The following is a 21,206-nucleotide window of genomic DNA, read 5'->3' as shown; positions in this document are numbered from 1 at the left end:
CGTCGAACATGTTCGAGGCCACCGGCTATATATCTGCAATCAGAGCGGTTCGCGATCGTCGGGGCGTTCGGCCGTGCCGCTCGCCGGGCCGACGGTGGGCGCGCGCAGCCGCCGCAGTGCGATGAGCCCGACCAGGCAGCCCACCGTGATCGCGAGCGCGGTCCAGTGCGGAACCGGCGAATCGGTGGCGGGCACCCGGCAGACGTACCAGCGACCGGCATCGGCCGTCGCGGTGTCGAGATCGCCTCGGTCGGCGTGGTCGCGCAGCGCCAGCACCACCGACGGCACGAAGACGATCGACACACCCAGCACCCGGGTCGGGTTGTAGCGGGGCGCGGCGCTGCCGAAGCTGTAGCCGGTGACGAGGGTCAGCACCACCGCGACGATCGCGTTGCGGACCCGGTTCTCGTCGTGGTCGAGCGTGACCACGCAGCTCAGTGCCAGCACGGTCGACAGCAGCAGTGCGAGCAGCGGCCCCGGCCGCCGGAACCCCAGCACGATCCCCAGCGCCAGCAGCACCAGCAGCGGTGCGGCCGACCAGCCCGGCAGCCAGGACGGCATGATCGCGCTGCCGACCGCCGCCAGCGCGATCGCCAGCAGCACCAGGGTTCCGTCGCGTCGGGGCAGCAGCACCGCGGCGACGAACCCGGCGACCACGGTGCCGCCGACGGTCAACGCGATGTGGACGGTGCTGCCCGGATGGCGGTTCAGCCATTCGGTGCCGGCCAGCGTCGCCACCACGTAGATCAGGCCGGCCACGATCGGGGCCATCGGCAACTCGATGGACCGCCGTTCCACCTCGGTCGTGTGCCGGTTGGCCAGCGTGCCGAACCCGACCAGCACCACGGTCACCGCGATCAGCCACGGCGGCGGCGAATCGACCGCGGGCCAGCGTCCGTAGCGGTCCGGATCGCCGAACGCGTTGCCGTGCTGCACAGGCAGCGCCGCGCCCACGACGATGCTGCCCAGTGCGCCGAGCGTCCAGCCGAAGACCTGCAGCCGCCCGTGCAGCACGGCCGTCGCGATACCGCCGAGCAGGATCCCGCCCGCGATCGCGTCGACGAAATTCACCGTGGCCAGCGAGGCATCCGGGCCGCTGTGCGCGCCGATCAGATGTGTCACCAGCAACAGCACGGCGCCGCACAATGCCGAACCCCATGCCGCCAGGCCGTGATTCACGGTCGTGGCGAATACCGCGACGATCAGCCCGATGACGGCGCCGGCGGCGATGGCGTGCGGCAGGCTGTGCGCGAGCAGATCCAGCTGTAGTGCCGAGGCCCCCGAGGTCCACGTGAAGTCGATCGGGAGCATGAGCGACATTCCGGCAACCAGGGTTGCGAGACCGGCCGTGACCGTCTCGAACACCGCGGCACTGGTTCGCACCTGCTGAAAATACCCACGATCAAGGTCACATAGGTGCAGACCTGCCGGGCGTCAGGGCGTTCGGTTGCGCTGGTCGGCGTAGCGGCGGAGCGATTCGACCTGTGCCGGGTCCAGCGACGGCCGCACCGCGGCACGGGCGGCGGCGACGTCGGTGGCGGTGATGTCGGCGGTATCCACGTCGCGGCGCATTGCGGCGAGGGCGGATTCGCGCAGCAGGGCGGCGCAGTCGGCAGCCGAGTAGCCCTCCAGGTCGGCGGCCAGGGCGGCCAGATCCACGTCGGCGGCCAAGGGGACCGAGCGGCTGGCGGTGCGCAGGATCTCGGCGCGGGCGGCGGCGTCCGGGGGCGGCACGAAGACCAGGCGTTCCAGGCGGGCCGGGCGCGTCAGCGCCGGATCGATCAGTTCGGGCCGGTTGGTCGCGGCCACCACGACCACGTCGCGCAGCGGCTCCACGCCGTCCAATTCGGTGAGCAGGGCCGCCACCACCCGGTCCCCGACGCCGGAGTCACTGCTCTGGCCGCGGCGCGGCGCGAGCGCGTCCACCTCGTCCAGGAAAATCAGCGACGGCGCGGAATCGCGGGCGCGCTGGAACAATTCGCGCACCGCGCGCTCGGACGAGCCGACCCACTTGTCCATCAGCTCCGCGCCCTTGACGGCGTGCACGCTGAGCTGGCCCGTGCCCGCCAGGGCCCGCACCAGAAAGGTCTTGCCGCACCCCGGCGGCCCGTACAGCAGCACGCCGCGCGGCGGATCGATACCGAGCCGGGCGAACGAATCCGGATGGCGCAGCGGCCACAGCACGGCCTCGGTCAGCGCCTGCTTCGTCTCGATCATGTCGCCGACGTCGTCGAGGCTGAGGCTGCCGATCGCCAATTCCTCGGTGCCCGAACGAGACAGCGGGCGGATCACCTGTAGCGCGCCGACCAGGTCGGGCTGGATCAGTTCCGGCTCGGTGTGGTCACGGCTGGCCCGCGACGCGGCCCGCACCGCCGCCTCCCGGCACAGCGCCGCCAGGTCGGAGACTACGAATCCCGGTGTGCGCGCGGCGATCTCGTCCAGTTGCAGGGTGCCGGTGGGCACCTTGCGCAGCAGTTGCTCCAGCAGATCCTTGCGCACGGCCGCGGTCGGCAGGGTCAGGGTGATCTCGCGATCGCACAGATCCGGTGCGCGCAAACGACTGTCGACACCGGCGGGATGCGAGGTGGTGGCGAGGAAGGCCACGCCCGCGGTGGCTACCGCGGCACGCAGCTGGTCGAGGATCAGCGTGGCGACGGGTTCCCGGTCGGCGGGCAGCAGCGCGTCGATATCGGTGATCAGCAGGACCCCGCCTGCGCCGGAACAGATTTCGGAGACCGCGAGGCCCACCTCGCGCAGTCGGGTGCCGCTCTCGGTGGCTCCGACCGTCGGGCCGTCCAGCTCCACGATCCGGCGCGGCGTGGCCACCGCCCGCGCCAGCGTCGCCTTCCCCGCCCCGGCCGGGCCGGTGACCAGCACGCCGAGATGTGGTGGGGCGCCGAGAGTTTTGAGCAATTCCGGCTCGTCGAGCGCGAGGCTGAGCCATTCCGAGAGCTTCGCCGCCTGCGGGCGCACCCCGGCCAGGTCCGCGACGTCCACCGCGGACGGCCGCTCGCGCACCAGCATCCGGGTCCCGGGCGCACCGGACTGGCTGTCGGATCCGGCGCCGGGATCATGTGAGGCGTCGGCCGCGGGCACGCCGGCGCCCCACACCACCGCGCTGTTGGGCTGCACACTCACCGGTCCGCGCACCGGATCGGTCGCGGTGACGGTGAGCAGCTCCGAGGTCCACGCGATTCCGAAGGTGCGCGAAAGCGCCTGTGTCGCAGCGGCGGTGCTGGTACCCGGGCCGAGATCGCGCGGCAGCAGCGACACCGCGTCACCGACCGTGACGACCTTGCCGAGCAGCGCCTGGCGCAGTGTCGCCTCCGGAATGCTGTGGGTGGCCTGGGTGGATCCGGTCACCGAGATCTGCCGCGCCCCGAACACCGTGGCCGGCGTCACCACCACCGTCGCGTCCTCGCGCACCCCGGCGTTGGACAGCGTCACGTCGTCCAGCAGGATCACCCCGGCCGGTGTCCCCCCGGGCGCGACACCCGCCACCGCGGCCGTCCGCCGCGACCCGATCAGCGCGATCCCGTCCCACTCCCGCAACCCCAACGCCGCCAGGGCCTCCGGATGCAACCGCACCACCCCCCGGCGGGTATCGGCGGCCGAGCGGTTCAGGCGAGCGGTGAGCGACAGTTCCGGCACCCGACCCATTATGGGGGTGTCCGGTCAGCGCTGGCGGGCGCCGGGACGCCGCAGCCGTAACCGCGACGTCGACACCCCCACCCGCAGGGCCGGGCGGCGCCGGGCGGCGCGCCGCTGGGCGCGTCGTTCGGCCGGTTTGTGGTGCCAGGTCTCGGGCCGGGCCGCGACCCAGCGTTGGGAGCGCCAGGCGAACGGGATGTGGGCCAGATACAGCACCACCAGCACGATCAGCAGGACGCGCGGATAGGTGACCAGCGCGGCAGCGGCCAGGGCGACCAGGACCAGGAGCAGGGCCGCGGCCTGAGGCGCCACCGAGACCGACTTCATCGCCAGGGTGGGGATGGCGCTGACCGCGAGCAGTGCCGCGAAGATCGTCCACGCCGCCACCAGAGGAAATTCGTTCCACCAGCCGTTACCGAACTGCTGGTGTGCCACGAGCGGCAGCATTCCGATGAGCGCGGCGGCCGGCGCGGGCACGCCCACGAAGTACTCGCGCTGCCAGTCCGGCCGGGTGTCGTCGTCCATCAGCGTGTTGAACCGGGCCAGCCGCAACACGATGCTGACCGCATAGATCAGCGCGATGATCCAGCCCCGGCTGTCCTGGTTCAGGAACGTCACGTACAGCACCAGCGCGGGCGAGACGCCGAAGGAGATCGCGTCCGCGAGCGAATCGAGTTCGGCGCCGATCTTGGTGGTGGCCGAGAGCATTCGGGCCAGCCGGCCGTCGAGGGTGTCGAGCACGGCCGCCGCGCCGATCATGGCCACCGCGGTACTCAGCGAACCCTCGAGGGCGAATTTCACCGCCGACAACCCCGCGCACAGCGCCAGGATCGTCACGATGCTGGGCAGCAGCCGGACCGTCCGTCGTCGTCGTCCGTGCTCGGTCACGGTCTCTTCGATCATGACAGCAGTTCGGCGAGCACCGTCTCCCCGCCGATGGTGCGCTGCCCGGGGTTCACGAGCAGCTGGGTCCCGGCCGGGAAGTAGGTGTCGACCCGGGAACCGAACCGGATCAGCCCGTAGGTGTCGCCGATGGCCAGCTTGTCGCCGACCTTGGCATCACACACGATCCGCCGGGCCAGCAGCCCCGCGATCTGCACCACCGTCACCAGTTGCCCGGCGTCGGTCTCCAGCACCATGCTGTTGCGCTCGTTGACCGAGCTGGCCTCGGGCAGATCGGCGGAGCGGAATTGGCCGCGCTGGTACGCGATCTCGCGCACGGTGCCCGATACAGGCGTGCGCTGCACGTGCACGTCCAGTACCGACAGGAAGATGCTCACCCGGGGCAGTTCGGCGTCGCCGAGGTTCAGCTCGGCGGGCGGCACCGCGGTGTCGACCAGCGCGATCTGCCCGTCGGCGGGGGCGATCACGACGTTCGCCCGGTTCGGCGGCACGCGGTGCGGGTGCCGGAAGAACGCCGCCGTCGCCGCCGCGGCCGCGAAACCGCCGCGCCGCAACCACTTCCGGCGCCGGGCCAGTAATGCGACGGCCAGCGGCGTCGCCACGAACGGCAGGCCGGCGGGGTGCAGCGGGGGGATCGCATCGCGGACCAGGTCGGCGACATGACCGAGACCGGTGCGGTCGGGCGTGCCGGGCGGGGTGGGGCGGCGGGCCACGGGCTCCTCTTTCGTGCGCGGACAAGTCGCACACACCTTACGGGACATGCCGCGCTCGGGGGTGTGCTGCGACAGCACACTGCCGCAGCGACCGGGTCGCTGCGGCAGTGCGGGTCCGCCGGGCTCAGCCCACTTTTCGGCGCCCGGTGACCAGACCCACCAGGAACAACAGGATGGCCGCGCCACCGAGGCAGGTGAGGAAGCTGAAGATGATGCCGCCGCCCTCGACGTCGACCCCCAGCAGCTTGAGCAGGAAGCCACCGATCAGGCCGCCCACGACGCCCACCACGATGTTGAGGAAGATGCCCTGCTGGGCGTCCGTCCCCATGAACTTGCTGGCGATCCAACCGGCCAAGCCGCCGATGATGATCCAGCCGATAATTCCCAGACCGAGCATGATGTGTCCTCGAATCACTCGTCGGAACAGGTCACTGCCGGTCGTATAACCGGCTCGTGGACTGGCAATACCCGATCGATTGTGACAATACCCACGACGCCCGATAATCTTCCGGCTAATATGAGGGGGCCTCATGTCTGCGGTCTCGCCAGCGAGCCCGCCCGGTGAGGGCCCGATGAAGGAATGTTCGATGCGCGGGTGGGGCCCCAGGCCCGTGACACCCCTGCCAGGCAGGTACCTAGGAGAAGCACGATGGCTGCTCGACTCGCCCAGGTCACGGGGGCGGAGCACACCGCGATGCTCGGGCTCGGCGTGTACCGCCCGGCCCGGGTGGTCACCAACGACGAGGTCGCAGGGCCTATCGAGTCCAGCGACGAATGGATCCGCACCCGCTCGGGCATCAAGACCCGGCGGTTCGCCTCCGATTCGGAAACCATCATCGGCATGAGCGCCGCGGCGGCGCGCGACGCGATGGCGGCGGCCGGCGTGAGTCCCGACCAGATCGGCTGTGTCATCGTCGCCACGTCCACGTGGCTGCTGCTCACCCCGGCCGCGGCGCCGCAGATCGCCACCGAATTGGGTCTGAGCAACCCCGCGGCATTCGACATCTCGGCCGGCTGTGCCGGGTTCTGTCACGCCGTGGGCCTGGCATCCGACCTGGTCAAGGGCGGCAGCGCGGGGCACGCGCTGGTCATCGGCGTCGAACGCCTCACCGACGCGATCAACCCGGCCGACCGCGGCACCGCGTTCCTGTTCGCCGACGGCGCGGGCGCGGTCGTCATCGGCCCGTCCGACGAGCCGGGCATCGGCCCGACCGTCTGGGGTTCCGACGGCACCCAGCACCACGCCATCCGTCAGGACAAGGACTGGATGGAGTTCTTCGGCGAGATCGAGGAGAAGGGCCTCGACGCCGTCCGCCCGTACCTCGCGATGGAGGGCACCGCGGTCTTCCGCTGGGCCGCGCATTCGTTGAAGAAGGTCTGCCTCGACGCCATCGACCGGGCCGGGCTCACCCCCGCGGACCTGGACGCGATGGTCCCGCACCAGGCCAACGGCCGCATCATCGAGATCATGGCCCGCGAACTGAAGCTGCCCGAGGACTGCGCCCTGGCCAACGACATCGAGGAGACGGGCAATACCTCCGCCGCCTCGATCCCGCTGGCCATGGAGGCCCTACTACGCAGCGGCGAGACCAAACCCGGCGCCGATGCCCTGCTGGTGGCCTTCGGCGCGGGCCTGTCCTACGCCGCGCAGGTCGTGAAGCTGCCCAACTGGCACACCGAGGGGCACGCCTGAGCGGAGCTACCGCTCGGCGGCGGCCTTGATCTTGCCGAGCGTTTCGTTCATGCCGCGCACCAGGTTCTCCTCGAACTGCTGCTCGCCGCCCAGGAACGCGTCGATCAGCACGCGCACCGGCTTGCGGACCCCGTTGGGCACATCGCGACGTTCGATCAGCCTGGTGCCCGACTCGGTCGGCTCCAGCGTGTAACTCCACACCGTGCCGTTCTCGTTCATCCGGAACGCGAACGCGCGGTGGGGCTCGAGCCGGACGATGCGCGAGGTGGTCGGGTAGTACTTGCGGCCGTCGCGGTTGAGATTGACCGTCCAGGCGCCGGTGCGCAGCGCGCCCAGTGAGACCATCCGGACCGTGTTCGGGCTGAACTCGGGCATCCGCTTCAGGTCCGAGACGACCGCCCAGACCCGCTCCGGCGGGGCGGAGATGTCGACGGTGGCTTCGAGAGTGTTCGGCAACGCTGCCTCCGGGAGTGTGACGATCGGTACCGGAAATCGTACTGGGACAGCAGGTCCGTGTACCCATCGCGCGGCACGTTCAGTGATCCGGACCACACTCGATTGAAAATCAACTAGATCACATTCTGATGTGATGGGTACCCCCTTCTGTAATAAACGACGCACAATGGCGGATAGATGAAGCGGAAGGCAATGAAGCAACCGACTGAGCCCGAGTTTTCGTCCAACGTGAGGTGATCGGCCGTGAAACTGCGCTTTCCCCTCCACCGCAGTCAGGCGGATTCCGTTCCGCTGCTGCCGGTTTCCGATTCGGAAGACATCACTGCGGGGGTGGGGTCGAGTGGTAGGAGTTCCAGACGTCGCGCCGCCGAGCGCGAGGAGCGACTGGAGCGATTGCTGACTCCGACGGAGCTGGATCTGGTCCAGCACCATCGGCTGTGAGCGAACTCGGGGGTCCGATCTCCGGCCGCGGGACACGCGGGCTTGCGTCGACGCCCATACTTTCGATGTGACTTCACCAGCTGTCGCCAAACCGGCAATCCTGAGCGTCGACGACGATCCGGGCGTCTCCCGGGCCGTGGTCCGCGACTTGCGGCGCCGCTACGGGGCGGATTATCGAATTCTGCGCGCCGAATCGGGTGCGTCGGCACTCGACGCGCTGCGCGAGATGAAACTCCGGGGTCAACCGGTCGCGGTGTTGATCGCCGATTACCGGATGCCGGGGATGGACGGCATCGAATTCCTGGAACAGGCCATGGATCTGCATCCGTACGCGCGCCGGGTGCTGCTCACCGCGTATGCCGATACCAATGCCGCGATCGAGGCGATCAATGTCGTCGATCTCGATCACTATCTGCTCAAGCCCTGGGATCCGCCGGAGGAGAAGCTGTATCCGGTGATCGACGCGCTGCTCGAAGCGTGGCGCGGCGACGATCATCGCCCCGTGCACGAGACCAAGGTGATCGGTCACCGCTGGTCCGCCCGCTGTTCGGAAGTGCGCGAATTCCTCGCCCGCAACCAGCTGCCCTACCGTTGGTACCTGGCCGACGAGCCGGAGGGCGCGCGCCTGCTCGTGGCCGCGGGCGCCACCCAGGACCAGTGCCCCGTCGTGATCGACGCCACCGGGCAGGCGCTGATCACCCCGAGCGACAGCGAATTGGCCGGCAGCGTGGGCCTCAACACCGACCCGACCGGCGACTTCTACGACCTCATCGTGGTCGGCGGCGGCCCGGCCGGGCTCGGCGCCGCGGTGTACGGCGCGTCCGAGGGGCTGCGGACCGTGCTGGTAGAGCGCACCGCGACCGGCGGCCAGGCCGGTCAGAGTTCCCGCATCGAGAACTACCTGGGCTTCCCCGACGGATTGTCGGGCGCGCAGCTGGCCGATCGGGCTCGTCGGCAGGCGGTCAAGTTCGGCGCCGAGCTGATCACCGCGCGCCGCGTGGTCGCACTCGAGGTGTGCGGTTCGGCCCGGGTGGTGCGATTCGACGACGGCAGTTCGGTCGCGGCGCATTCGGTGCTCATCGCCACCGGCGTCAACTATCGCCATCATCCGGCGCCGGGCGTGGACGACTTCACCGGGCGCGGCGTGTACTACGGCGCCGCGATGACCGAGGCCGCCGATTGCGCCGACCGCGAAATCTACATCGTGGGCGGCGCGAACTCGGCGGGCCAGGCGGCGGTGTTCCTGTCCCGCAACGCGCGGACCGTGCACATCCTGGTGCGCGGCGATTCTCTCGACAAGTCCATGTCGCACTACCTGATTCGGCAGATCGAGCAGATCCCGAACATCAAGGTGCACACCTGCACGGAGGTGGTCTCCGCCGACGGCGACGATCACCTGGAGCGGATCGTGCTGCGCAACAACGCCACCGGCACGGAAGAAAAAGTGGAGGCCGAGCGGTTGTTCCTGTTCATCGGCGCCGCGCCCGAGACCGACTGGCTCGACGGCCTGGTCGCGCGCGATGCGGCGGGCTATGTGCTGGCCGGTCCGGACCTGCTGGTCGACGGCAATCGCCCCGCCGGATGGGAACTGCCGCGGCCGCCGCATCACCTCGAGACCAGCGTCCCCGGCGTCTTCGTGGCCGGCGATGTGCACTCGGAGTCGGCGAAACGGGTCGCGTCCGCCGTGGGCGAGGGCGCGATGGCCGTCATGCTCGTCCACCGATACATCGCGAAACAGTAGGAGGTGTGCCGGATGGGCACCCAGGCGATCTGCGATCCGGAGGAACTCCGGACGCTGTTCCTGTTCGAGAAGCTCGACGACGACCAACTGGCGTGGCTGTGCCGCGACGGCCGCGTGGAGCTGTTCGAACCCGGGCTGGTGTACCGCGAGGGTGACGCGGCGACCTGCTTCTACGTGCTGATGGACGGCGAGGTCGTGCTGACCAAACTGTCCGCCGGCGAGGAGATCGAGCTGGTGCGCACCGACCACCGCGGCTCCTACGCCGGCGCCTGGACCGCCTACATGGGCGACAAGGCCGAGCAGAACTACAACGGCACGCTCACGGTGACCAGGCCGTCGAAATTCTTCGTGCTCGACGCCGGGACCTTCGCCCGCATGATGCAGGAGTGGTTCCCGATGGCGCTGCACCTGCTCGAGGGGGTGTTCTTCGGCAACCGCAACGCCAACGAGATCATCGGCCAGCGCGAGCGGCTGCTGGCTCTCGGGTCGCTGTCGGCGGGTCTGACGCACGAGCTGAACAACCCCGCGGCCGCGGCGGTGCGGGCCACCTCGTCGCTGCGCGACCGGGTCGCCGGGATGCGGCACAAGCTGAAGATGATGGCGCACGGCAAGTTCGACTCGTCCGCGCTGGAGGCGCTGGTGCAGCTGCAGGAGGAGGCGGCCACCCAGGTCGCCAAGGCCCCGACGCTGACCACGCTGGAGGCCGCCGACCGCGAGGACGAGCTCGGCGACTGGCTCACCGACCACGGCATCGCCAACGGCTGGGACATCGCGCCGACCTTCGTGCAGGCCGGTTTCGACACCGACTGGCTGGAGAAGGTCGCGGGCACGCTGGAGGGCGCCGACAACGGCGTCTTCGAGGGCGCGATCCGCTGGCTCAACTACACGGTCGAGACCGAGCTGCTGATGAACGAGATCACCGACTCCACCGTGCGAATCTCCTCGCTGGTGAACGCGGCCAAGCAGTACTCACAGATGGACCGGGCGCCGTTCCAGGTGGTCGACCTCCACGAACTGCTCGACAGCACCCTGGTCATGCTGGCTCGCAAGATCGGGGACGGCATCGCGATCGTCAAGGACTACGACCGCACCCTGCCCGAGGTGCCCTGCTACGCCGCGGAATTGAATCAGGTGTGGACCAATCTGATCGACAACGCGGTCGGCGCGATGGCTGGCGCGGGCACGCTCACCGTGCGCACCTACCGCGAGAACGACTGCGCCGCAGTGTCGATCGGCGACACCGGGCCCGGCGTACCGGACGATATCCGCAATCGGATCTTCGAGCCGTTCTTCACCACCAAGCCGGTCGGCGAGGGAACCGGTCTGGGACTGGACATCTCGTTCCGGATCGTGGTGAAGAAGCACGGCGGCGACATCCGCGTCGAGTCGGTTCCCGGCGACACCCGCTTCATCGTGCGGCTGCCGCTGAACCCGGCCGCCGCCGACGAAGGATCGGAAAACCAAGTCGTGCAAACCGATACCGGAGGTGAGTGATGGCCGAGACGATCGAGGGCATCGACCCCGCGGTGGCGCCCAGCGGGCCCGGCTGCGTGGAATGCGAAGCGGCCCAGGGGTGGTGGGTGCATCTGCGGCGCTGCGCGCAGTGCGGGCACGTCGGCTGCTGCGACTCCTCGCCGGAACAGCACGCGAGCAAGCACTTCGCCGCCACCGGGCATCCGTTCGTACAGAGTTACGAGCCCGGCGAGGAATGGTTCTGGAACTTCCGCACCGAGGAGATGTACGGCGAGGGGCCCGAACTGGCGCCGCCGCACCACCATCCGAAGGACCAGACCGCACCGGGCCCGCGCGATCGGGTGCCGCGCGACTGGCAGCAACAGATCCACTGAGGCCACGCGCCCGCATCGGGTTTTCAATCTCGGCCGAGCCCGGTACTGTGCGACGCGCGCCGGACTGACCCGGTGCATGCGACAACCGGGATTCGGACGTTTATGAAACGACTTTCGGCGACTGCCGTCGTGCTGAGCGCACTGGCACTGGGCCTGACCGCCTGCGGCGGCAACGACGACTCCGGCACCGACGCCGCCGGACTGCGTAGAAACGCGCCGTCCACCTCCGCGGCCCCCGCGCCGCCGGAGTCTCCCGCCCCGCCGGAGCCCCCGGCGCCGCCCCCGACGACCGCGGCCGGGTCGGGTAACGCCGCCCTCGGTCCCGCCTCGCAAACGACCTGCGGCGAGTTCAAGACCCTGGACACCGACGCCGAAAAGTCGCTGCTGGAACGGATACTCGCCGAAAACCCGGGCTCCAAGTTCGACGGCAGCCCCAATGTCGCGCTGGGCACAGCCAAACTGGTCTGCCTGGCCGGCAGCCAAGCCGATACCCCGGTCGCCGAGGCCATCGGCATCACCGAGAAGTAGGTTCCGCGTTAACCGATCGTTAGGCGGTCGATAAGGGCTGGGGCGCACCGTTTCCGCATGCGCTGCGGCAGGTGTGGCGCCCGATCGGGGGGAAATCCCGTGCAGAAGTTGGCGATTGCGGTGCTGGCCGCCGGTGCCGTCGCGGTCACACTCACCGCCTGTGATCCGGACAGTGGCTCGGGCGGCAGCGAACTGCGCCGGAACACCCCGGCCACCACTACCGTCGCGCCGACCACCAGCGAACGTCCGAAGCTCCGCCTCCCGGACCTCCGATTGCCGCGCCCGGAACGCGAACCCACGACCTCGGCCGAACCGCCCACCGTCGCGCCGAACTGACCGCCACGGCGGTGTCCTCTAGGGCCGTCACGGCACCGGGCGCGTAGCGGGTATCGTCGCCCGACGATTGCGGACGAAGGCGGGTGAGCGGGTGGACCAGACGGGACTGGCCGAATTCGAGCGGCACCGGCCGCGCCTGTTCGCCCTCGCGTACCGCATGCTCGGCGCGGCGAGCGAGGCCGAAGACGCCGTGCAGGAGGCCTACCTGCGCTGGGACGTCACCGACCGTGCCGAGATCCGTTCCGCCGAAGCGTGGTTGACCACGGTGGTGGTCAATCTGTGCCGCACCTGGCTGGATTCGGCCCGCGCGCGCCGGGAGACCTACGTCGGGCCGTGGCTGCCGGAGCCGGTGCCGACCGGCCGCGGCGAACTCGGACCGTTGGAATCGGCTGAGCAGCGAGAACTGGTGTCGATGGCGATGCTCACGCTGCTGGAACGATTGTCCCCGGTGGAGCGCGCGGTATTCGTCCTGCGCGAGGCCTTCGGCTACACGCACGGCGAGGTCGCCGAGATGCTGGAGCTGTCCGAGGCCAACTCCCAGCAGCTGTACAGCCGGGCACGCCGCCGCGTCCGCAGCGGGAACAACCGCTTCACCGCGACCCCCGATCAGGCCCGCGCACTCTTCGAACGTTTCGTGGCGGCCGCCCGCGCCGGCGACCTCACGGCCCTCGAGCAGATGTTCGCCGCCGACATCGTGGCGCTGGCCGACGGCGGCGGCGAGGTCACCGCGGCCCGGCGCCCGGTCACCGGTTCCGCCCGGGTCGCCCGCTACCTGACCGGCCTGTTCACCCGCACCGTCCCCGGCCTCGAACTCACCATCGAGGAAATCAACGGTGCCCCCGCCGCGGTAGCCCGAGTCGCCGACACCGTGCTCGTCATCGGCTCCGCGGACCTCAACGCGGACAACATCTCCGCGGTCCGCCTCATCTTGAACCCCGCCAAACTCGCCTACTACGCCCGCACCGCCTGACCTCCGAATCGGGCACGCTCCCCTCTCATCGGGCACGCTCTCTCCCGTCATCGGGCACGCTCTCTCCTGTCATCGGGCACGCTCTCTCCTGGTCATCCCGGCGCGCTTTTGGCCGGGATCCACACTCCCGGTTCCTGCTGAACGGCTGTGACTCACCCCACTCACCGAACCTGTCAGACATTCCGGCGCTACCCGGTCTGACAAGTGTCGGCCTTCTCGAAAAGGAGTCACTCATGACCGGAGAGCAACGGATCGTCGTGCTGGGCGCCGGGTACGCGGGCCTGTCGGCGGCGGGCAAGCTGGCTCGCCGCGCGCGCGACGCGCAGATCACCGTGGTGGACGCGCGGCCGCAGTTCGTCGAGCGGGTGCGGCTGCACCAGCTGGCCGCCGGACAGCCGATTCCGCGCCGAGACCTGCGAGAGTTGCTGGAGCGCAAGAAGATTCGCTTCATCGAGGACCGGGCCGTGGCGCTCGATCCCGGGTTGAAGCAAATCAGCCTGGCCGACGGCGCCGTCGTCGAGTACGACCTGCTCGTCTATGCCCTCGGCAGTGCCGCCGACGTGGACAGCGTCGCGGGCGTGCGGCAATACGCCCGAACCGTCGCTACTCCCGAGGATGTCGCGCGGTGGCAGGCGGCATCGGGCCGCGTGGCAGTCGTCGGCGCCGGGTCGACCGGCATCGAGACCGCCGCGGAACTCGCCGAATCACGCCCGGATCTCGCAGTGGCACTGGTGAGTTCGGAGGAACCGGGCGCCTGGCTGTCCGACCGCGCCCGCCGCCACATCCGCGCCACGCTGGACCGGCTCGGTGTCGAGGTGCGGTCCGGCGCGAAGGTGGTCGAGGTGCTGCCGGACGGCCTGCGCCTCGCCGACGGCACCCGCTTCGACGCCGAAACCGTCCTGTGGACAACGGGTTTCGAGGTCCCCACGCTCGCCGCCGAGGCCGGGCTCGCCGTCGACGGCCGCGGCCGCCTACTGGTCGACGAGGCACTGCGGACCTCCGATTCGGCCATCTACGCCGCCGGTGACGCCGCGGCCATCGCGGGCCCCGGCGGCCGCGAACTCCGCATGGCCTGCGCCACCGCGCTGCCCACCGGCGCGCACGCGGCCGCGGCGGTGCTTGCCCGCCTGCGCGGCGAGGAGCCTGCCCCATTGCGCTTCCGGTACTACATCCAGTGCCTCAGCCTGGGCCGCCGCGACGGCGTCATCCAGTTCGTCCGCCCCGACGACACCCCGACCGACCGCGCGCTCACCGGGCGCCCCGCGGCCTGGGTCAAGGAACTCATCGTGCGCGGCGCGGCGCGTCCCGCGAAGGGGTGAGCGAATTTGCCGTGCGGCCAGGCGCTGGACCGCCGCACTGTCGGAAACTTCGCTCGACGCGAACCTGTGTCAACTAATCGTTGACGTTGCGCATGTAGTCAACCTATTGTTGACGCATGACAGACATCAACGTACGCCTCGACGACCTGATCGACGGCATAAAGAAAGCGCGCCCCGACAATGTCCTGGAGCAACTGTCCGACGCGGTCGTCGTCGGCGGCCACCTGGGCGAGGTGGCCGATCACCTGATCGGTCACTTCGTCGACCAGGCCCGCCGCGCCGGCGCCTCGTGGACCGACATCGGCGGCAGCATGGGCGTCAGCAAGCAGGCCGCGCAGAAGCGGTTCGTCCCGAAGGCGACCACCGATCCGGCCATGGACCCGAACGCCGGATTCGCGCGTTTCACCGAACGGGCGCGCTCGGTCGTGGTGGTCTCGCAGGAGGAGGCCCGCCGTGCGGGCAATGCCGAGATCCAGCCCGAACATCTCGTGCTGGCCCTGCTCAGCGAGCCCAAAAGCCTTGCGGCCCACGCGATCACATCGAAGGGCGTCACCCTCGAGGCCGTGCGCCGGGTCGCCGCCGCCGCGCTGCCGCCGGCCACCGAGGACGTCCCCGAACTCATCCCCTACAACGCCGCCGCCCGCAAGGCCCTGGAGCTGACCTTCCGCGAAGCACTTCGCTTGGGCCACAACTACATCGGCACCGAACACATCCTGCTCGCCCTGCTGGAACACGAGGACGGCAACGGCGTCCTCTCGGGGCTGGGTCTGCGCAAGGACGAACTGGAAGGCGACATCGCGGCCCAACTCGCCCAGTTCGTCACCGGGTCCCCGAATCCGCCCGTGCCGCCGCGTCCGCCGGTCCCGCCCACGCCGCCGGTCCCGCCGACGCCGCCGGGTTCCCCGGAACCGCCGCAACCCCCGACACCGCCCCGCCCGAACTGACTGCCGTCGCTCACGGTTTCTGGGCAACGGCGAAGACGCGGCGGAACGGCAGCCAGGTAGTGCCGTCGGGCTGCTGCGGGTAGGCGGCCCGCAGCAGCGGCGTCAGTTCGGCGACGAAGCGGTCCCAGCTCGCGTCGTCCAGGACATCGCGGACCGGGCGCAGCGCCGTCCCCGAAACCCATTTCAGCACCGGATCGTCGCCGGTCAGGCGCTGGAGGTAGGTGGTCTCCCAAGCGTCGACGGCACAGCCCGCCTCGGTCAGCACGGTGGCGTAACCGGTGGGGTCGAGCACGTTGCGGGCCGAGCGGACGCCGGTCGGCTCGAGCCGATCCCGCCAGTCGTCCCGCGCGGCCAGTTCCCGGATCGATCGATGCGAGGGCGCGTCGAAGTTGCCCGGTACCTGGATCGCCAGCCAGGCGCCCGGGGGCAATTTCGCCGCCCAGTCGGTGAGCACCGCGGGATGGCCGGGCACCCACTGCAGTACCGCGTTGCACACCACCACGTCGGTATCCGGCTCGGGCTCCCACTCGCGCACGTCCAGCAGAGTGGCGTGGACACCCCGGGCCCGCGCGGCGGCGACCATCTGCGGCGAGGAATCCGACGCCTCGACCACGGCGCCGGGCCACCGCTCGGTCAGGGTGGTGGTCAGATGTCCGGGCCCGCAGCCCAGGTCCACGACCCGCCGCGGACGCTGCGCGCCGATCCGTCCGAGCAACTCGAAAAAGGGCCGCGAGCGGTGGTTGTCGAAGGCCAGATACTGCTGTGGATCCCACATCGGCCGCTCCCGATCTTTCCGCATCCCAAACCGTACGTACGTACTGTAAGACCCGGTTGCGGGTTGCACAAGGGTTGTCAAGATACGATGTCGCTATGGCGGATGACGTGGATTCCGACCTGATCGCGGGGGAACTGCGCGCTGACCTGCTGCGCGCGCTTTCCTATGTGCAAACCGAGGACGGTCCGGACGGTAGCTACATCGTCAACGGGGATCTCCCACCGGAGGTGGCCCCGCCGTTCATCCGCGCCATCATGCGGATCGAGGCGGAGCTGCTGCTGCACGACGCCGAGCAGGTCACCGTCGAGCGCGGTGAGCCCCGTTCGCCTGAGGAGCGGCGCACCGACGCCTTCCTCGCTCTGGCGCTGCGCGTCACCGACACCATGTAGTTCTCGTCCACCACCGCCGATGACCTTGCACTCACCATCGCTGAGTGCTAGAAAGGGATCTGGCACTCTCGACCTGTGAGTGCCAGGTCGGGACGGTGAGATCGGGAGCCACGACACCCCCGTTCGTCCGTCGCGGGCACCGAGCCTGGCCAGCATCGTGTCACCCCCAATCCTGGAGGATCACTTCGCAATGGCCAAGACGATTGCGTACGACGAAGAGGCCCGCCGCGGCCTCGAGCGGGGTCTGAACAGCCTCGCCGACGCTGTCAAGGTGACGCTGGGCCCCAAGGGCCGCAACGTCGTCCTGGAGAAGAAGTGGGGCGCCCCCACGATCACCAACGATGGCGTGTCCATCGCCAAGGAGATCGAGCTGGAGGACCCCTACGAGAAGATCGGCGCCGAGCTGGTCAAGGAGGTCGCCAAGAAGACCGACGACGTCGCGGGTGACGGCACCACCACCGCCACCGTGCTCGCCCAGGCGCTGGTGCGCGAGGGCCTGCGCAACGTCGCGGCCGGCGCCAACCCGCTGGGCCTGAAGCGCGGCATCGAGAAGGCCGTCGAGGCCGTCACCAACCGTCTGCTCGAGTCGGCCAAGGAGGTCGAGACCAAGGAGCAGATCGCCGCTACCGCCGCCATCTCGGCGGGCGACCAGTCCATCGGTGAGCTGATCGCCGAGGCCATGGACAAGGTCGGCAAGGAAGGCGTCATCACCGTCGAGGAGAGCAACACCTTCGGTCTCCAGCTGGAGCTGACCGAGGGCATGCGCTTCGACAAGGGCTACATCTCCGGTTACTTCGTGACCGACCCCGAGCGTCAGGAAGCGGTCCTCGAGGACCCGTACATCCTGCTGGTCGGTTCGAAGGTGTCGACCGTCAAGGACCTGCTGCCGCTGCTGGAGAAGGTCATCCAGGCCGGCAAGCCGCTGCTGATCATCGCCGAGGACGTCGAGGGCGAGGCCCTGTCGACCCTGGTGGTCAACAAGATCCGCGGCACCTTCAAGTCCGTCGCCGTCAAGGCCCCGGGCTTCGGTGACCGCCGCAAGGCGCAGCTGGCCGACATCGCCATCCTGACCGGTGGCGAGGTCATCAGCGAAGAGGTCGGCCTCAACCTGGAGAACGCCACCGTCGATCTGCTGGGCCAGGCCCGCAAGGTGGTCGTCACCAAGGACGAGACCACCATCGTCGACGGCGCGGGCGACGCCGAGGCCATCAAGGGCCGGGTCGCGCAGATCCGTACCGAGATCGAGAACAGCGACTCCGACTACGACCGCGAGAAGCTGCAGGAGCGCCTGGCCAAGCTGGCCGGCGGTGTTGCGGTGATCAAGGCCGGCGCCGCCACCGAGGTGGAGCTGAAGGAGCGCAAGCACCGCATCGAGGACGCGGTGCGCAACGCCAAGGCGGCCGTCGAGGAGGGCATCGTCCCCGGTGGTGGCGTGGCCCTGCTGCAGGCCGGCCCGGCTCTGGACGAGCTGAAGCTGACCGGTGACGAGGCCACCGGCGCGAACATCGTGAAGGTCGCGCTGGCCGCTCCGCTGAAGCAGATCGCCTTCAACGCGGGCCTGGAGCCCGGCGTGGTGGCCGAGAAGGTCGCGGGCCTGCCCGCCGGCCACGGCCTCAACGCCGACTCGGGCGAGTACGAGGACCTGCTGAAGGCCGGCGTCGCCGACCCGGTGAAGGTGACCCGTTCGGCCCTGCAGAACGCGGGCTCGATCGCGGCGCTGTTCCTCACCACCGAGGCCGTCGTCGCCGACAAGCCGGAGAAGCAGGCCGCCCCCGCGGGCGACCCGACCGGCGGCATGGGCGGCATGGACTTCTGAGTCCGAGCCATCCGAGCTGTCTTTTCTCGGAAGCCGGTCCACCTATTCGGGTGGGCCGGCTTCCGGCATTTCGGTACCAATAGGTCGGTTCGGGGAATAGGGCCTGATCGGCCGTATGACCAGGCGATTTGACATCGAAAGCGGTCGGCACGTAATTTATTCCAGGTCAGAGCGACACGGACACCGACCCGGGCCGAAAGGTCAGGGACACGAGGTTGGACGATGAGCGCCTGGTAGATCACACGGCTCGACCGAGACCCCGATTTGGATCGGGGTGGCTGGCTGAGCTAAGCTGGAAAAGTTGCCTCACCGATCGATCGGGCGGAAGTCCGAAAGATGGTGCGTGCGTGTGTTCTTTGAGAACTCAATAGTGTGTCGATGAATGTCAGTGCCAATTATTTTGGTTCCGGCTCTCTACACCCCCGTGTGAGGGTCGGGTATTTTTTGTCAGCTATTTTTCCGGCTGGCGTTTAAGTTAGGTTTTCGGACTCTGGTTCGAGATTACTTCTGATTACGCTTCCCTTGGGAAGTGTGGTTTGTGAGTCTTCAACGGAGAGTTTGATCCTGGCTCAGGACGAACGCTGGCGGCGTGCTTAACACATGCAAGTCGAGCGGTAAGGCCCTTCGGGGTACACGAGCGGCGAACGGGTGAGTAACACGTGGGTGATCTGCCTCGTACTCTGGGATAAGCCTGGGAAACTGGGTCTAATACCGGATATGACCACGAATCGCATGGTTTGTGGTGGAAAGATTTATCGGTGCGAGATGGGCCCGCGGCCTATCAGCTTGTTGGTGGGGTAATGGCCTACCAAGGCGACGACGGGTAGCCGGCCTGAGAGGGCGACCGGCCACACTGGGACTGAGACACGGCCCAGACTCCTACGGGAGGCAGCAGTGGGGAATATTGCACAATGGGCGGAAGCCTGATGCAGCGACGCCGCGTGCGGGATGACGGCCTTCGGGTTGTAAACCGCTTTCGACAGGGACGAAGCGTGAGTGACGGTACCTGTAGAAGAAGCACCGGCCAACTACGTGCCAGCAGCCGCGGTAATACGTAGGGTGCGAGCGTTGTCCGGAATTACTGGGCGTAAAGAGCTTGTAGGCGGTTTGTCGCGTCGTTCGTGAAAACTTGGGGCTCAACCCCAAGCTTGCGGGCGATACGGGCAGACTAGAGTACTGCAGGGGAGACTGGAATTCCTGGTGTAGCGGTGAAATGCGCAGATATCAGGAGGAACACCGGTGGCGAAGGCGGGTCTCTGGGCAGTAACTGACGCTGAGAAGCGAAAGCGTGGGTAGCGAACAGGATTAGATACCCTGGTAGTCCACGCCGTAAACGGTGGGTACTAGGTGTGGGTTTCCTTCCACGGGATCCGTGCCGTAGCTAACGCATTAAGTACCCCGCCTGGGGAGTACGGCCGCAAGGCTAAAACTCAAAGGAATTGACGGGGGCCCGCACAAGCGGCGGAGCATGTGGATTAATTCGATGCAACGCGAAGAACCTTACCTGGGTTTGACATACACCAGACGCCGGCAGAGATGTCGGTTCCCTTGTGGCTGGTGTACAGGTGGTGCATGGCTGTCGTCAGCTCGTGTCGTGAGATGTTGGGTTAAGTCCCGCAACGAGCGCAACCCTTGTCCTGTGTTGCCAGCGGATTATGCCGGGGACTCGCAGGAGACTGCCGGGGTCAACTCGGAGGAAGGTGGGGACGACGTCAAGTCATCATGCCCCTTATGTCCAGGGCTTCACACATGCTACAATGGCCGGTACAGAGGGCTGCGAGACCGTGAGGTGGAGCGAATCCCTTAAAGCCGGTCTCAGTTCGGATCGGGGTCTGCAACTCGACCCCGTGAAGTTGGAGTCGCTAGTAATCGCAGATCAGCAACGCTGCGGTGAATACGTTCCCGGGCCTTGTACACACCGCCCGTCACGTCATGAAAGTCGGTAACACCCGAAGCCGGTGGCCTAACCCCTTGTGGGAGGGAGCCGTCGAAGGTGGGATTGGCGATTGGGACGAAGTCGTAACAAGGTAGCCGTACCGGAAGGTGCGGCTGGATCACCTCCTTTCTAAGGAGCACTTCTCCAGAGCGCGATGACAGAGGTTGTCGTTGCCTGGCAGAGACCGTTCATGTCCCCGACTGTGGGACTGCGGAAGCTCATGGGTGGAACACTGGCTACTTCCTTGCTTCGGTGGGGATATATCGGCACACTGTTGGGTCCTGAAAGAACACGCGAGTGTTTCTTTCTAGGCGAAGATAACGATTCGGCCGGGTCCCCGGTCATACCGGCTTCAGTCTGTGGACTGGGGTGCTGGTGTCGGAAGTGGATTCGGATCGGGTGTGTTGTTTGAGAACTGCACAGTGGACGCGAGCATCTTTGTTTGTAAGTGTTTAAGAGCGTTCGGTGGATGCCTTGGCACCAGGAGCCGATGAAGGACGTGGGAGGCTGCGATATGCCTCGGGGAGCTGTCAACCGAGCTGAGATCCGAGGATTTCCGAATGGGGAAACCCAGCACGAGTGATGTCGTGTTACCCGCACCTGAATATATAGGGTGTGTGGAGGGAACGTGGGGAAGTGAAACATCTCAGTACCCACAGGAAGAGAAAACAATTGTGATTCCGTGAGTAGTGGCGAGCGAAAGCGGATGAGGCTAAACCATGCGTGTGTGATACCCGGCAGGGGTTGC

At 68.1% G+C, this 21,206-nt stretch carries 19 protein-coding genes and 2 rRNA genes; 14 read left to right on the top strand and 7 right to left on the bottom strand.

The window, feature by feature from the left end:
* Window positions 1–39: 39 nt before the first annotated feature.
* The 5 genes from QH470_RS05065 to QH470_RS05045 all read right to left on the bottom strand — a co-directional run bounded on the left by QH470_RS05065 (window position 40) and on the right by QH470_RS05045 (window position 5,664).
* The gene (locus QH470_RS05065; protein WP_280271081.1) at window positions 40–1,383 is read right to left on the bottom strand and encodes a hypothetical protein; all 1,344 of its coding nucleotides are present in this window, start codon (window positions 1,381–1,383) and stop codon (window positions 40–42) included.
* 51 nt (window positions 1,384–1,434) lie between these two features.
* Window positions 1,435–3,651, bottom strand: a complete 2,217-nt coding sequence (locus QH470_RS05060; protein WP_280271080.1) for an AAA family ATPase — start codon at window positions 3,649–3,651, stop codon at window positions 1,435–1,437.
* Window positions 3,652–3,675: 24 nt separating this feature from the next.
* Window positions 3,676–4,554 carry a CDP-alcohol phosphatidyltransferase family protein gene (locus QH470_RS05055; protein ID WP_280271079.1) on the bottom strand — a complete coding sequence of 293 codons (879 nt, stop codon included), beginning with the start codon at window positions 4,552–4,554 and terminating at the stop codon, window positions 3,676–3,678.
* Window positions 4,551–5,267 carry a phosphatidylserine decarboxylase gene (locus tag QH470_RS05050; RefSeq protein ID WP_280271078.1) on the bottom strand — a complete coding sequence of 239 codons (717 nt, stop codon included), beginning with the start codon at window positions 5,265–5,267 and terminating at the stop codon, window positions 4,551–4,553. The genes QH470_RS05055 and QH470_RS05050 overlap by 4 nt, the downstream gene beginning before the upstream one ends.
* 124 nt (window positions 5,268–5,391) lie before the next feature.
* The gene (locus QH470_RS05045) at window positions 5,392–5,664 is read right to left on the bottom strand and encodes a GlsB/YeaQ/YmgE family stress response membrane protein (RefSeq protein WP_187685601.1); all 273 of its coding nucleotides are present in this window, start codon (window positions 5,662–5,664) and stop codon (window positions 5,392–5,394) included.
* Window positions 5,665–5,916: 252 nt separating this feature from the next.
* On the opposite strand from QH470_RS05045, the gene QH470_RS05040 reads away from it, so the two are divergent.
* Entirely contained in the window at window positions 5,917–6,960 is a 1,044-nt protein-coding gene (locus QH470_RS05040; RefSeq protein ID WP_280271077.1) for a beta-ketoacyl-ACP synthase III, read from the top strand.
* 6 nt (window positions 6,961–6,966) lie between these two features.
* On the opposite strand, the gene QH470_RS05035 is transcribed toward QH470_RS05040, so the two are convergent.
* A complete protein-coding gene (locus QH470_RS05035) occupies window positions 6,967–7,416 on the bottom strand; it encodes an SRPBCC family protein (protein ID WP_280271076.1) in 450 nt (149 codons plus the stop codon).
* 243 nt (window positions 7,417–7,659) lie between these two features.
* On the opposite strand from QH470_RS05035, the gene QH470_RS05030 reads away from it, so the two are divergent.
* The 9 genes from QH470_RS05030 to QH470_RS04990 all read left to right on the top strand — a co-directional run bounded on the left by QH470_RS05030 (window position 7,660) and on the right by QH470_RS04990 (window position 15,542).
* On the top strand, window positions 7,660–7,857 hold the full coding sequence (locus tag QH470_RS05030; protein WP_280271075.1) for a hypothetical protein: 198 nt from the start codon (window positions 7,660–7,662) through the stop codon (window positions 7,855–7,857).
* A gap of 67 nt (window positions 7,858–7,924) precedes the next feature.
* A complete protein-coding gene (locus QH470_RS05025; RefSeq protein WP_280271074.1) occupies window positions 7,925–9,598 on the top strand; it encodes an NAD(P)/FAD-dependent oxidoreductase in 1,674 nt (557 codons plus the stop codon).
* 12 nt (window positions 9,599–9,610) lie between these two features.
* On the top strand, window positions 9,611–11,092 hold the full coding sequence (locus QH470_RS05020; RefSeq protein ID WP_280271073.1) for an ATP-binding protein: 1,482 nt from the start codon (window positions 9,611–9,613) through the stop codon (window positions 11,090–11,092).
* Window positions 11,092–11,445 (top strand): UBP-type zinc finger domain-containing protein, encoded by a 354-nt coding sequence (locus QH470_RS05015; RefSeq protein WP_280271072.1) that lies wholly within the window; start codon window positions 11,092–11,094, stop codon window positions 11,443–11,445. The genes QH470_RS05020 and QH470_RS05015 overlap by 1 nt, the downstream gene beginning before the upstream one ends.
* A gap of 102 nt (window positions 11,446–11,547) precedes the next feature.
* Window positions 11,548–11,973, top strand: coding sequence for a hypothetical protein (locus QH470_RS05010; protein WP_280271071.1), 426 nt, complete (start codon window positions 11,548–11,550; stop codon window positions 11,971–11,973).
* Window positions 11,974–12,072: 99 nt separating this feature from the next.
* Entirely contained in the window at window positions 12,073–12,309 is a 237-nt protein-coding gene (locus QH470_RS05005) for a hypothetical protein (protein WP_280271070.1), read from the top strand.
* A 91-nt stretch (window positions 12,310–12,400) separates the two neighbouring features.
* On the top strand, window positions 12,401–13,279 hold the full coding sequence (locus QH470_RS05000) for an RNA polymerase sigma-70 factor (protein ID WP_280271069.1): 879 nt from the start codon (window positions 12,401–12,403) through the stop codon (window positions 13,277–13,279).
* Between the two features lie 233 nt (window positions 13,280–13,512).
* Complete coding sequence (locus tag QH470_RS04995; protein WP_280271068.1) at window positions 13,513–14,598, top strand: NAD(P)/FAD-dependent oxidoreductase; 1,086 nt, start codon at window positions 13,513–13,515, stop codon at window positions 14,596–14,598.
* Window positions 14,599–14,714: 116 nt separating this feature from the next.
* Window positions 14,715–15,542, top strand: coding sequence for a Clp protease N-terminal domain-containing protein (locus QH470_RS04990; RefSeq protein WP_280271067.1), 828 nt, complete (start codon window positions 14,715–14,717; stop codon window positions 15,540–15,542).
* 10 nt (window positions 15,543–15,552) lie between these two features.
* On the opposite strand, the gene QH470_RS04985 is transcribed toward QH470_RS04990, so the two are convergent.
* Window positions 15,553–16,317 (bottom strand): trans-aconitate 2-methyltransferase, encoded by a 765-nt coding sequence (locus QH470_RS04985; RefSeq protein WP_280271089.1) that lies wholly within the window; start codon window positions 16,315–16,317, stop codon window positions 15,553–15,555.
* Window positions 16,318–16,412: 95 nt separating this feature from the next.
* On the opposite strand from QH470_RS04985, the gene QH470_RS04980 reads away from it, so the two are divergent.
* The 4 genes from QH470_RS04980 to QH470_RS04965 form a co-directional block, all read left to right on the top strand.
* Window positions 16,413–16,706: a hypothetical protein gene (locus tag QH470_RS04980; RefSeq protein ID WP_040751275.1), complete on the top strand. Its 294-nt coding sequence runs from the start codon at window positions 16,413–16,415 to the stop codon at window positions 16,704–16,706.
* Between the two features lie 190 nt (window positions 16,707–16,896).
* Window positions 16,897–18,522, top strand: coding sequence for a chaperonin GroEL (gene groL / locus QH470_RS04975; RefSeq protein ID WP_280271066.1), 1,626 nt, complete (start codon window positions 16,897–16,899; stop codon window positions 18,520–18,522).
* A 546-nt stretch (window positions 18,523–19,068) separates the two neighbouring features.
* Window positions 19,069–20,587 (top strand): 16S ribosomal RNA (locus QH470_RS04970).
* Between the two features lie 313 nt (window positions 20,588–20,900).
* Window positions 20,901–21,206: ribosomal RNA gene (locus tag QH470_RS04965) — 23S ribosomal RNA — on the top strand; the annotation flags it as partial.

The organism is Nocardia wallacei (assembly GCF_029868745.1).
Lineage (GTDB): Bacteria > Actinomycetota > Actinomycetes > Mycobacteriales > Mycobacteriaceae > Nocardia > Nocardia wallacei_B.
Note: the sequence above shows the minus strand (reverse complement) of the source record. Positions and strands in the feature narration are given on the sequence as shown.

Coding starts and splice junctions, on each gene's coding strand:
- QH470_RS05055 (WP_280271079.1), bottom strand. CDS start 4,554: ATGATCGAAGAGACCGTGACCGAGCACGGACGACGACGACGGACGGTC.
- QH470_RS05045 (WP_187685601.1), bottom strand. CDS start 5,664: ATGCTCGGTCTGGGAATTATCGGCTGGATCATCATCGGCGGCTTGGCC.
- QH470_RS05040 (WP_280271077.1), top strand. CDS start 5,917: ATGGCTGCTCGACTCGCCCAGGTCACGGGGGCGGAGCACACCGCGATG.
- QH470_RS05020 (WP_280271073.1), top strand. CDS start 9,611: ATGGGCACCCAGGCGATCTGCGATCCGGAGGAACTCCGGACGCTGTTC.
- QH470_RS05015 (WP_280271072.1), top strand. CDS start 11,092: ATGGCCGAGACGATCGAGGGCATCGACCCCGCGGTGGCGCCCAGCGGG.
- QH470_RS05010 (WP_280271071.1), top strand. CDS start 11,548: ATGAAACGACTTTCGGCGACTGCCGTCGTGCTGAGCGCACTGGCACTG.
- QH470_RS04995 (WP_280271068.1), top strand. CDS start 13,513: ATGACCGGAGAGCAACGGATCGTCGTGCTGGGCGCCGGGTACGCGGGC.
- QH470_RS04990 (WP_280271067.1), top strand. CDS start 14,715: ATGACAGACATCAACGTACGCCTCGACGACCTGATCGACGGCATAAAG.
- QH470_RS04985 (WP_280271089.1), bottom strand. CDS start 16,317: ATGTGGGATCCACAGCAGTATCTGGCCTTCGACAACCACCGCTCGCGG.
- QH470_RS04980 (WP_040751275.1), top strand. CDS start 16,413: ATGGCGGATGACGTGGATTCCGACCTGATCGCGGGGGAACTGCGCGCT.
- groL (WP_280271066.1), top strand. CDS start 16,897: ATGGCCAAGACGATTGCGTACGACGAAGAGGCCCGCCGCGGCCTCGAG.